The organism is Prosthecobacter debontii, from assembly GCF_900167535.1.
In the GTDB taxonomy this organism is placed as follows: domain Bacteria; phylum Verrucomicrobiota; class Verrucomicrobiia; order Verrucomicrobiales; family Verrucomicrobiaceae; genus Prosthecobacter; species Prosthecobacter debontii.
In genome coordinates, this window is the sequence record NZ_FUYE01000001.1 from 464,226 (window position 1) to 475,455 (window position 11,230).

The 11,230-nt window shown below is 56.5% G+C and carries 9 protein-coding genes; 3 read left to right on the forward strand and 6 right to left on the reverse strand.

The features are described from left to right. Positions 1 to 2: 2 nt before the first annotated feature. From B5D61_RS01960 to B5D61_RS01980, 5 genes are all read right to left on the reverse strand, one after another. On the reverse strand, positions 3 to 2,387 hold the full coding sequence (locus B5D61_RS01960) for a ComEC/Rec2 family competence protein (RefSeq protein WP_078811605.1): 2,385 nt from the start codon (positions 2,385 to 2,387) through the stop codon (positions 3 to 5). Positions 2,388 to 2,415: 28 nt separating this feature from the next. Then, the gene (locus tag B5D61_RS01965; protein WP_078811606.1) at positions 2,416 to 3,051 is read right to left on the reverse strand and encodes a hypothetical protein; all 636 of its coding nucleotides are present in this window, start codon (positions 3,049 to 3,051) and stop codon (positions 2,416 to 2,418) included. 38 nt (positions 3,052 to 3,089) lie between these two features. Then, a complete protein-coding gene (msrB, locus tag B5D61_RS01970; protein ID WP_217698875.1) occupies positions 3,090 to 3,692 on the reverse strand; it encodes a peptide-methionine (R)-S-oxide reductase MsrB in 603 nt (200 codons plus the stop codon). A 64-nt stretch (positions 3,693 to 3,756) separates the two neighbouring features. Continuing rightward, positions 3,757 to 4,491 carry an RNA polymerase sigma factor gene (locus B5D61_RS01975; RefSeq protein WP_078811607.1) on the reverse strand — a complete coding sequence of 245 codons (735 nt, stop codon included), beginning with the start codon at positions 4,489 to 4,491 and terminating at the stop codon, positions 3,757 to 3,759. A 168-nt stretch (positions 4,492 to 4,659) separates the two neighbouring features. After that, a complete protein-coding gene (locus tag B5D61_RS01980; RefSeq protein ID WP_078811608.1) occupies positions 4,660 to 6,147 on the reverse strand; it encodes an outer membrane protein assembly factor BamB family protein in 1,488 nt (495 codons plus the stop codon). A 147-nt stretch (positions 6,148 to 6,294) separates the two neighbouring features. Here B5D61_RS01980 and B5D61_RS01985 point away from each other — a divergent pair, with 147 nt between their 5' ends. Next, positions 6,295 to 6,699, forward strand: a complete 405-nt coding sequence (locus B5D61_RS01985; protein ID WP_078811609.1) for a Dabb family protein — start codon at positions 6,295 to 6,297, stop codon at positions 6,697 to 6,699. 82 nt (positions 6,700 to 6,781) lie between these two features. Here B5D61_RS01985 and B5D61_RS01990 read toward each other — a convergent pair whose 3' ends face one another. Further along, positions 6,782 to 9,490 carry an autotransporter family protein gene (locus B5D61_RS01990; RefSeq protein ID WP_176159175.1) on the reverse strand — a complete coding sequence of 903 codons (2,709 nt, stop codon included), beginning with the start codon at positions 9,488 to 9,490 and terminating at the stop codon, positions 6,782 to 6,784. A gap of 352 nt (positions 9,491 to 9,842) precedes the next feature. On the opposite strand from B5D61_RS01990, the gene rlmB reads away from it, so the two are divergent. Both rlmB and B5D61_RS02000 read left to right on the forward strand, forming a co-directional pair. After that, positions 9,843 to 10,421: a 23S rRNA (guanosine(2251)-2'-O)-methyltransferase RlmB gene (gene rlmB, locus B5D61_RS01995; protein ID WP_078811731.1), complete on the forward strand. Its 579-nt coding sequence runs from the start codon at positions 9,843 to 9,845 to the stop codon at positions 10,419 to 10,421. A 39-nt stretch (positions 10,422 to 10,460) separates the two neighbouring features. Continuing rightward, positions 10,461 to 11,186, forward strand: a complete 726-nt coding sequence (locus tag B5D61_RS02000; RefSeq protein WP_078811611.1) for an ATPase — start codon at positions 10,461 to 10,463, stop codon at positions 11,184 to 11,186. The last annotated feature ends 44 nt before the right edge of the window (positions 11,187 to 11,230 follow it).

An 11,230-nucleotide genomic window follows, 5' to 3' on the forward strand; every position in this document is an offset into this window, starting at 1 on the left:
AATTAGTTAGGGGTTGTGCCTTCGGCTGAGGCGGGTTTCAGTCGCCAACTCGCCCCTCCCTGGAAGGATGTGATTTGCACAGCATCGGTTTGGAACTCCATGCCGATGCTGCCAGTCACCTCCAGGTCCAGTAGGGGGATTTGGTGGTGTTCACAGTAGTGGCGCAGCCTCTCGGGCAGGCGCTCTTCCATCGGAAAAGTGTTGTTGGAACTGATGACCACTTGAGGAGCGGCAGCATGGATGAGTTCAGGCAGCCCTGAGTAATCCGCGCGATGCTGGTGACGAATGAGGATGTCGCATTGCAGCGGGGTGCGTCTGCTCAAAAGGGTCTTTTCCGTGATGAAGCCAGCATCGTTAAGATAAAGCACTTTCCATGGGCCGATGTGCAGCATGAGAACGAGGCCGCGATCATCGGCTTTTTCATACCGGTCTTGAGTGCCGGGATAGAGGACTTGGGCGGTGATGGGCAGAGGCGGATTCGGGGCTAGGGACAAAACGTCCTCGATTTGATGCCGACGCCAGACGGTACTGTTGGGGCGGTATTCACTGCTCAGCTTTTTCAAACTGGCAAACGGTGGATCATAGGCCCAGGGCTCTAGATGACTGGTGTGAATATGTGGCACATGCTGCGCTTTGACAACCCATGAGGTCGCACCGACATGAGCGATGTCGGCATGACTGAGGATGAGGCCATCCAGATGATTGATGCCTTCATGGCGTAGAAAGGGGCGCAGCACACTGCGCCAGGCTCTCAGGCTTCCCGTATCCAAGAGCCATCGCTTCTCACCGCCGCGAATGTAACTGGCTCCACCGCCGCTGGAGAGGTGAAAGACGCGCATCTCCGCAGGGGCAGGAGGACCTTGAAAACGGAGGTCCAAGGTATGATTGGCCATTGGCAGGTCTGCAAAGGTACCGGCGAGAAAGACCATGCCTTTCGCGAGGTAGGCATTGAGTTGGTTGATGCCGATCACGGCCCAGGTTTGTTGCAGAGCGGCCATCATCAGGCTGCTGCAGGATAGAATGAGACAGAGTCCTGAGGCGGGGACTAACAGAATGTTTGCCACGACGGCGACGGGGGTGATGGTCTGAAAGTGACCGATCATCAGAGGTAAGCTTCCGGCCCATGCGGCCACGGAGACACAGAGTAGAGACGAGGCTTCTCGACGTGTGCCTGACCACACCCGTTGAGGGAAAGAAACCAAGGCGGTCGGAAGGAAAGGATCCAGTCGATACCACGAGGCCGCACGTGCTTGAAGCCATGTGGCCGCCAGTGCGATGGCGAGCAGCACCCCGAACGAAAGCTGAAAGCCCGGTGTGAAAAGCTGGTGTGAGTCATAGATCAGTAAGAGCAGAGCGGAAGCACCGAGGGAATTGAGCAAGCGTGGATGGCGGCTGATCAAGGGGCCCATCAACAGGATGGACGACATGAAGGCGGCCCGAGCGGCTGAGGGCCGCCAACCCGTGATGAAGGCATAAACAAAGACGATCACGATGACGGCGAAGATGACCCTGCGGGTGCCAAAGCCACGGAACGACCAGAACACGATCTGACCCAGCATCACAACATGCAGGCCACTGACCGCAAAAACATGCAGCGTGCCGCTATCCCGGAAGGCGTCTTCGATATCTTCCCCGGCCGCGTCGGAGGCTCCCAAGGCCATGGCGAGGATGACGGCTGCATGTTCCCCTTCATTCTCCAAGCCTCGGGTCAGTTGGGTGGTGATCCACTGGCGTGACTTCTCCGCCGCATTCAAAAGATGAAAACGCAGTCCGAGGCCCTCGGGCTCGACGAAGGATAGACTCCGGGTGCGCAGGATGGCGATCCAACCGCTGCGCAGACCGTAGTTCACAGGGTCGAATTGACCAGGATTCATGGCCGGTTGCGGCACAGACAGCCTGCCTTGGATTTCATAACGTCCGGGTTTATCCAACTTCCACCCCGGTGGCAATTGCACCTTGATCCGTGCTCTCATGGGCAGAAACGGCCCTCCGGCGCCCCAGCGCATGTGAGTGACTTCACAGAGGGCAGTGGCTGCATCGAGTTCGGAGCCCTCGACCCAGGGCAGGAGCGTGCCTTGGAGAGTGGCTTCATGCGGACGAGCTGGCAATGAGAGCAGATGAAGCCGTAAGGGATGGTCAAAAGTGGCCTCCATTCGATAAGCATGCAGGAGCGCTAGGCTGATCAGCACGGCGGGAAAAGCCCGAGCAAGGCTCGGTCGTCGAGCAAAGGGTAGCCATGTCAGCAGCGTGATGAGAATCAGGAGCCAACTGGGTTTCCAACTCCAGTGGTCTGCGATCAGGATGCCTAGCACTGCGGCTAGCGAGAGGAGGAGAATGGGGTTCTTTTCCGGCCATGCGAAGATGACGGATCGGAGCAACTTCATCATGCCGATGACTGGTGAGCGTTAGCGAGGTTTAGGCTCCTGTGGATTTCGCCCGTTGTTCCATGATGAGCTTGTATTCCATCTGCTCCATTTCATGCAGCTTGTGGTTCGCATTGGCGCTGTGACGGGTGTTGGGAAAATCGGCGACGATTTGCTCCAGCAGATGGCGTGCGGCGGTAAAGTCTTTGAGAGTATCGAGCTGCACTTCGACCATGCGAAAGCGCAGAAAGGCTGCATCCTCTTCCGGCCACTCGCAAGCACTGAGATGCTTTTGAAGTACTTGCAAGGCCCGCTGCGGATCATTCAAGCGTTTGGCACAGATGTTGGCGATCTCGGCAATCGGGTAGGTCTGCGCAGGATCATTGGCCAGAGCTTTCTCATGCTCGGCGATGGCCCCTTCATAGTCTCCCTGCGCCAGTTTGGCTGCAGCCTTGAGACCCGTTTCATCCGGACGAATCTCCTCGCCCGATGAATAGACTACCGTGCCCACCGCATCGGCAAACCAGGGCAACACATACTTTACGAAGAGGAAGCCTGCGAGGGCTCCCATGGCAATGAAGTAAACCAGCATCATACCCTCGTTATCCCGCACCCGGTCATAACCGAGTTTGACCAGCACCAGAAAGAGGGCAACGAGGCACAGGCGGATGATCTGTGTGCGGTTCATGGAATCACACTAAAGAACCCGCCTGCTCCTGGCAAGCGTCAAGGTTTCTGTACTTCCACACCGGCTTCTTTAGCCACCTCTTCTTTTTTCTTTTCCACGGCAGCATCGGTGAGATCCAGCAGTTTGGGCGGAGTGCCGCCTTTCGGCACGTAATTCAAGGCAACACCATTGATGCAAAAGCGGCGCTTGGTGGGGGTGTTTGCAGAAACACTTTCTCCCTCGAAGACGTGACCCAGGTGTGCTCCGCAGCGTTTGCAGAGGGTTTCTACTCGGGTCATGCCGTGGGAGTTATCCACACGCTCGAACACATTCTTGGCGGTGGAGGCATCGTAGAAGGAAGGCCAGCCACAGCCGGAGTGAAACTTTTCTTTGGAGGTGAAGAGCTCAACACCACAGCACACGCAGTAGTAGGTGCCTTCACCTTGCTTTTCGAATTCTTCATAGATCGCGCCATAAGGCCGCTCCGTGCCAGCTTGGCGGGTGACGGCATACTGTTCTGCGGTCAGGAGCTTTTTCCATTCGGCTTCGCTGAGGGTGACTTCGGGCTTAGGCATGGGGGTAGGGGATTGAGGTTTGTCCTCGGCGCAGGCCATGAGGGACAGCAAGGACAGGGCAATGAAAAGCAACGTGTTCTTCTTCATGATGGATGTCTCGAATAGATTACAAACGTGAGAATCGGCTTGGGTTTGCTTATTCCAGCAAAGTTTAGCCTTTCGTCACGCTGAGGCGTAACTGGGCGAGTTCCTCCTTCGCCTCAGCGGGGTCTTCGACCGTTTGCAGGATCTCGTCATGCAGGGCTTCCTGATAATCGACCAGCATGCGCATGAGCGAGGTGCGGAGAGCTCCATAGGTCACCCCGGCAGCCTCGGCGAGTTGCGGACCGTCAATACCACGCAGGCTACCGCCATCCATCAGCACCGGACGAAGGACCTCGAAGAGACGCTCGCGGCCTTTCTCTTTATACTGCGCTCCCACGCGATTGAGGGCGGCACCGAGCAGGGTGAGGGTCCATTTACGTTGGTAGATTTGATCGGGTGTTTCGTGGGATTGGAAGCACTCGTGTTGATACCGCCTCTCGGAGTCCGAATGCGGATCGTCCTCCACGCTGAATTCCTTGCGGCGGTGTTTATGCAGGCTTTCCCAACTGATGATGAAACGGTCCAAGCTGACATGCAGCATGCTGCGCAGACGTCCCTTAGAGGCATCGGCGGCGTTGAAGCTTTCATTACGCAGCAACTTCATAAAGAAGTCCTGAAGGATGTCATCGGCATCGTAATGATGATATCCACGGCGTCGTAAATAACAAAAAAGCGGGTAGCGATACTGGCTGATCAGTTCATCCAATGCCCGCTGGGCATCCTGCGGCGTGCCTCGGCGCAGACGCGCAATCAGCGTCCACTGAGTCTTGGGCAGATGGCTTTCCGGTGGGGGGGCGGACATGACAATGCGGTGAGAATAATCAATTCCCTATCAATGCTCAAGCACGTGCTCTTTTGAACAATTTTAAAGGGTGCCAAATCGGGAAGGAAGTGTTGATAATCAAACACTTAAAAGTTGCTTATCAGGTCGATATTTTTAAAAGCGCACTGCCGCAGACCCGTCGGCCGGCTAGCCATCAGTCACCCGGAGATCATAACAAAGGATGCGGGTGCCATTCTTGCGGTCCAGTGACTCCGCCTGCTGGTGAATGTAGAGCAGGCCATGGCTCAGGGCAGGCAGGCTCCAGGTATTGAGCGCATAAAAAAGCTGAGTGCGTGAGGTTTCCTCGCAGCCTGAAGGTGACAGCTTGAGCCAGTGAAGGCTGCCCGTTTCGCCCAAGCAGAGAAAGGCGCCCTCCACCTTCAAGAGACTCGCGCGCAGAATGCTCAGATGCATGGGACTGCTGCGCCCCATCGCCTGAGCAAAGGCGGCATCGTCCCACTCGATGTTTTTCGACCAGACTTCGACCCCAGTGTCAGCATTCACACAAACGAGCCGGGAGTTGTTTTCACGTTCGCCGTCGATGGCATAGAGATGACCGTTGTCGTAAACCGGGGTCATCCAATGGACGCCGAGCTTCTTGGACTGCCAGATTTCCTTGGCTTTGAACTGCTCGTCGTATTCCACCATCACACCACCGTGGGGGCGGTTTTTGGGATAACAGGTGGTGATGAACGCGCGGTTCTTCTCAGGGATCGCTACGGGACTGCTGCCGGTGGCTTGGATGTATTCTTCATCTCGCCAGGGGAAGCGGTCATGCAGCGTGCCGGTAGCGGGATCAATACAGAGCAGACCGCCGATGGCAGGATCACTCTCGCCACCCGCATAGATCAGCACCTTGGTCTGACCATGTAGCTTGGCGGAGATGGGTGAAGCATAGCTGGCTCCCCACTCGTCTTCCACTTTCCACAGCACCTCCCCTTTTTTGAGATCAAAGGCGGCGACGCTGACCCCCTTTGTCGCCAGTTTGGCGGCGCGGTCACGGCGATCTTCGAAGCCATCGAAGGGCTCGGCTTTGCCTCCAACATTCACGATGACTCGGCCCTCCACAATGAGTGGGGACGACCCGGCTCCAAAGAAATCCTGCGGCACGTTGTAGTCTTTGCGCAGATCGTGTGTCCACAGCTCCTGGCCCGTTTTCAGATCATAAGCATGAAGGAGAGAGGTGACGCCGAGCGTGACCACCACGCCGTCGGCGATGACTGGACTGCCCCGCGGGCCATTGCTAAAGCCATAACGATCTTGGTATTCGACCGGGTAATCCCGCACCCAGAAACGCTTGCCGGTTTCACGATGCAGGCATTCCACCGTCTCTTTCCCTTCGAGGGCATGAAAGATCACGCAGTAGTCCCCTACGATTGCAGGAGAGGTGTAGCCTTCACCCACAGCCACTTCCCAGACCTTAGTGAGACCGGATTCAGGCCAAGCTTTCAGCAGGTGGGTCTCGGGTGAGGAGGCATCGTCATGAGGCCCCAACACGCGTGGCCAATCGCTCGTTACCGCCTGAGCTGCTAGAGGCTTTGGCTCGGTGTGAAAGGTCAGCCGGTCAAACGTGGCAGGTTCTTGAGCCAGCAATGACCCGGCCATCAAGACGCAGACGAGGGAAAAGGATTTCATGAGTGAAGTGGGGGAGCAGCCTGAGAGATCGGTTAAATAACGCCTTTGATCAGCGGGTTTTCATCCAAACGCACGACTGAGGAAAAACAAGACGCGCCTAAAACACACTCGACGCCGCTGGAGACTTTGTTCAAACTTGGACCTGTTATGCAAAAACTCACTGCTTTCGCCTCCCTTCTCGCTCTCAGCTTATTGGCCTCCTGCACCTCCTGCCCGCTGGGTCATGAAGTCACCTCCAAAGGCAAGGTGGAGCATGTCGTCCTAGTGTGGCTGAAGAAACCGGGGAATGCAGCGGATCGTGCGGCTGTGGTTGCTGCAGCGAAAAAATTCCAGCGCGAGATCCCTGAGATCCAGCACCTGAGCGTGGGCACCCCTCTGGCCAGCGAGCGGCCCGTGGTGGATGACAGCTTCGATGTCGGGTTGGTCATGCGCTTTGCCAATGCTGCGGACCTGAGCACCTATGAAAAGCATCCCGTGCATGTGAAAGCGGTGGCAGACACGCTCAAACCCGTGGCGAAGAAGCTGCTGGTCTATGACGTGGTGACGGAATAAGCCGTGCAGTAAAAAAACAAAAATCCGGCCACCCCTTTCAGGATGGCCGGATGATGAGGTGACCGATGCTGAAGGGACGCAATCAGAAGCTGATGCGGACACCCACGGCCACGTTGTGCGACTCGTAGTTTGAGCGTGCAAGCTGGCCTGTGTAGAACGCATAGGCCGCCACGGCGGGATTGAACTGCACGGTCAATCCTGCCGTCACAATCGCGGCGTCGCGTCCCATTTCAGGGCCATCCACCGTGAAGGATGGGCCAGGGCCACCGGAGAAGGAGGACTCGATGGATTGCGTCGCATCCATGAACTCATGCTGCCAAGTCACCCGAGCTTGTGGAATGATGCGGGCACGCCCTGCTGGGATGGTATAGCTGATGCGGGCACCCAGATTGGTGCGCAGAGATTCCTGATCTTGATCGCGATAGCTCAGCGGAGCTAAGGAACCGGATTCCCGGAAGCCGTCCATTTGCACCCGCGTGTAAGCGACGGATGCCACTGGACCGAGGGAAAGGGCACCCACACGGAAATCATAACCGGTGTTCAGCATGGAAGTAAACTCCCAGCCATTGGTGTCTCCCGTGGCGCTGCCGAGCAGACCCGTGCGATCCGTGTCATAACTGTTGTAGGCAAGGCCGAGCAGACCATCGAGATAGAAGCCACCTTTGAAGTAAGTGCCGTAGAAAGCCGCACGATAGCTGTCGGCCTCAATGTCACCGCCGTTGACCAAGCTGGTGTCCATATTCATGTAACCGCCCATGATGCCCAGAGCCAGGCTCTCGTTGACCAGATAGTCGGCACCGATCATGGCACCGAACATGTCGAAGTCATAGCCTGCGGCATTGGAGGTGCTGCCGACGTTGGCATTGCCTCCCAGACCCTGGAAGAACATGTTCCACCGGCTTTCCTGGCTTTGATAAGCTGGGGCAGGTTCCTCCACAGATTTTCCACCGGCGGAGGCCGTGATGGTCTGGCTCTCTTTATCCCCCATGGGTCTTCTGGCACCCATGCGCACATAGTCCAGATGTTGGATGATGCTATCGGCCTGAATTTCTGCCGCGTGAAAACCCATCTGGAAGATGGCCGTCATCTCCTCAGGGGCGATCAGTTCATAGGCGGCTGCCAAGGTGCCGATAGCTTGGCCGTTGAGGAAGGTGAGCAAGCCTCCTGCATTCCCGGCATTCAGCGCTGCAAAACCTTCGAGCCCCACGGCCACGGATGTTTGATTGGAGGTTAGGCCCGGCACGGAGGTGTAGGGATCACGCACCCAATTCACTGTGGCGGCATTCACATCATAAGTGATCGTGGGATAAAGCAGCGTGTCTCCTTGGCTGTAAACGAAGGTCTGATCGAACTCTGTATTGTAGATGGTGGCCACGGGGAAGTTGGAGGCAAAGGAGCCTGTCAGTCCGCCCGTGGTTTGAATGATGGTCTGGGAATCGCCTGTTGGATTGCCATTCCAGGCCGCTTCAGGGACATAGGTGCCGGTATCATCATACAGGGTGACGATACCGCCCGTGAGATTGCCTGTGCCAGTCACATTGAAGTGAGTGTAGGTCCCTAAAGCGGTGCCTTGCAGGTGCAGGCTGAGCTCGCCGCCGCTTTGCACGAATCCGCCGACATTGATTTGAAGAATCTGGCCATCCAGCGTGTCCACAGTGCCCTGCTGGATCTCTAAGGTGCCGGTGCCAAAGGCCGTGGAGGTCAGAGCCAGAGGAAGCGGATTCCCCACCAGCACCGTGCCGGGGGTATTGATCAAAGTGCCACCGGCAAAGGTGTTGGTGCCCAGAAGGATGGTCGTGCCTGTGCCCGTGATTTCCATGCTGCCCGCGCCGCTGATGACGCTGGCGGCCGCTTGGGTATTGGTGTTGGCGGAGATCCAGTGGACTTCACCATTGTTGAGGATGTCGTTACTCCAGATGCCCCCTTCGGCGAGGTTGATGTGGAGTTCGCTGCCGGGATTCACCGTCACATCCGAGGCATCGTTGAGGGAGCCGCTGCTGCCATCGCCGACTTGCAGGGTGCCGCTGGTGACCACCGTGGCCCCGGTGTAGGTGTTAGTGCCTAGCAGCACTACGGTGTCCAAGGTGTCAATTTCCACATCACCCGTGCCACTGATCACGCTAATTGCTGCCTGGGTATTGGTCCCGGCTGAAATCCAGCGCACGTCGCCGTTGTTGAGGATGTTGTTGCTCCAGATGCCCCCATCCGCCAGATTGATTTCCAGCGTGGCCCCTGCATCCACAGTCACGAGCGAGCTGCTGGCAATGGAACCTCCGGAACCATCACCGATCCGCAGAGTGCCATCTGCGACGAGCGTGGCACCCGTATAAATATTATCTCCAGACAGAAGCAATAAACTGCCGCCGTCTTTGACCAAGCCAACGCTGCCTGAGACGATGCCACTGATGACCAGGCCATCGATATTGTTCACTTCAATGGTGTCAGATCCACTTGCCAGCACGAGGTCAGACCCGATGGTCACCAGCCCCGCGAGGGCATTCACTTGAATCGCAGGCAACACGCCTGTCCCAGAGATGGTCAAGGTGCCTGTCCCGCTGATGCCGACCGCCACAGGATCATTGATGGTGAGGCTAGAAATTTCAGTATCTGCCGTCAAGACGGTGTTTTGATTTGCTGGGATAATGCCCGTGACGGAGAAAACCACATCGGCCCCGGCAGAGAGGTTTTGGTTCACGGCACCAGTGGTATCGGGTGACCAGTTAGCATCCTCCCAGTTAACACTGGAGCTGCCATTCCAAAATTGGGTCTGAGCTTGGCTTTCTTTAGTCAAAAGTGCTAGAGATGATAGAAGAAAGCAACTGCCTAGCAGTGTTTTGGGGACCCATAATCTAGAAGGGTTTTTCCTCTTTCTGGCCAAATTGGCAGCGGGAATCGAAGAGTTAATCATGACAGTTATGGTTATTCGGTGTTTGGGTGCCTCCGATGTTTAGATGACAAATCCGTCACAGATTTACCGGGAGGCACCAACCGTTCGACCTGGCTGCCAAATGTGGTTGTATGATTGTTTGATCTGAATCGCTAAAAAAACCTTATGAGACCATCCGTATTTCATTGGAGAGCGGTCCGGTCTTTCCTTTGTCAAAAGTGTTTGCGGAGGGGCATTGAACATTTCATCTCTGCTCATGCCCAAGCCGCCTCCAACCGCCCGTCAAAATCGTCACTCGTCTTCCAGCACGGGACAAATCCGGGTGTATGATGAAGATGATCTGGGCAGCCTCATGGAAGGCGTGGAAAGCCCTCTGGTGCTCATCTTGGACTGCGTCCAGGACCCGCATAATCTGGGGGCCTGCCTGCGCACCGCCGATGCCGCTGGCTGCACCTGTGTGGTGATGCCCAAAGACAAATCCGCACCCATCTCGGAGACCGTGATGCGCGTCTCCTGCGGGGGCGCGGAAAACGTGCCGCTGGTGCGAGTGACCAACCTCGCTCGGGCCATGGAAAAGCTGAAAAAGCTCGGCATCTGGATCGTCGGCACCGCCGATGAAACGAACCAGTCACTCTACGACATCGATCTGAAAGGCCCGATCGCCATCGTCATGGGCGCGGAAGGTGACGGCATGCGCCGCCTCACCGGTGAGCATTGCGATTTCCTCGCTCGCATCCCCATGTCAGGCTCAGGCCGAGTGCCCTGCCTGAACGTCTCCGTGGCGACAGGAGTGAGTTTGTTTGAAGCCGTGCGCCAGCGTCAGGTGAAGAAGTGAGGGATTGCATCGCTTCCATGGGTATGCGAACACCTACCTATGGCGCCTCCTGTCCTCTACATCATCGGCGGTTGCAATGGTGCCGGGAAGACAACCTTTTCCCGTGAGTTGTTGCCTTCGATTGGGATTAAACGCTTTCTCAATGCGGATGAGATTGCCAAGGGATTGTCTCCGCTGGATCCTACCTTGGTTGCTTTCAAGGCTGGGCGGCTCTTATTGGATGAGGTCGAAGGTCTGCTAGTGGCCAAAGCCAGTTTTGCCATTGAGTCCACCCTCAGCGGTAAAACCTACGTCTCTCTTATTCGGCGGGCCAAGGAACTGGGCTATCGGTTTGTGCTGCATTACCTGACGATTGGATCGTATCAGCAGGCCATTGAACGGGTGCGTCTGCGTGTCGGCCTGGGTGGTCACCATGTGCCGGATGCCGATGTTGAGCGTAGGTTTCAGCGCAGCTTGCGGCATTTCGTGGAGGACTACCTGCCTCTTGCCGACGAGTGGCATCTGTGGGACAATACCTCGCCACCTTCGGTTGAAATTCTTAACTCTCAGCAGGATACAGCAGACACGGTTCAGCACTGGATTCAGCAAACCAAGCTTATGGAAACTCCACCGCGCCCTATTTTAGAATCCACACGGATTGGCCTGGAAGCTCATCAGCGTGCCACAGCTAAGATGCTGGACTTCTATAAGCGCATGGGAATCAAGGTGACACCGCAGATGACGCTGGCTCCTGAGCGGAAGAAGCGGGCCAAAAAGCAGGCTTAATCACAATCCCGCTTTTCCCCTCGACTCACCACCCTTCTCACTGC

Excerpts from the sequence above, each read along its gene's own strand:
- B5D61_RS01960 (WP_078811605.1), bottom strand. The coding sequence starts at position 2,387 with ATGATGAAGTTGCTCCGATCCGTCATCTTCGCATGGCCGGAAAAGAAC.
- B5D61_RS01965 (WP_078811606.1), bottom strand. The coding sequence starts at position 3,051 with ATGAACCGCACACAGATCATCCGCCTGTGCCTCGTTGCCCTCTTTCTG.
- msrB (WP_217698875.1), bottom strand. The coding sequence starts at position 3,692 with ATGAAGAAGAACACGTTGCTTTTCATTGCCCTGTCCTTGCTGTCCCTC.
- B5D61_RS01975 (WP_078811607.1), bottom strand. The coding sequence starts at position 4,491 with ATGTCCGCCCCCCCACCGGAAAGCCATCTGCCCAAGACTCAGTGGACG.
- B5D61_RS01980 (WP_078811608.1), bottom strand. The coding sequence starts at position 6,147 with ATGAAATCCTTTTCCCTCGTCTGCGTCTTGATGGCCGGGTCATTGCTG.
- B5D61_RS01985 (WP_078811609.1), top strand. The coding sequence starts at position 6,295 with ATGCAAAAACTCACTGCTTTCGCCTCCCTTCTCGCTCTCAGCTTATTG.
- rlmB (WP_078811731.1), top strand. The coding sequence starts at position 9,843 with ATGCCCAAGCCGCCTCCAACCGCCCGTCAAAATCGTCACTCGTCTTCC.
- B5D61_RS02000 (WP_078811611.1), top strand. The coding sequence starts at position 10,461 with ATGGCGCCTCCTGTCCTCTACATCATCGGCGGTTGCAATGGTGCCGGG.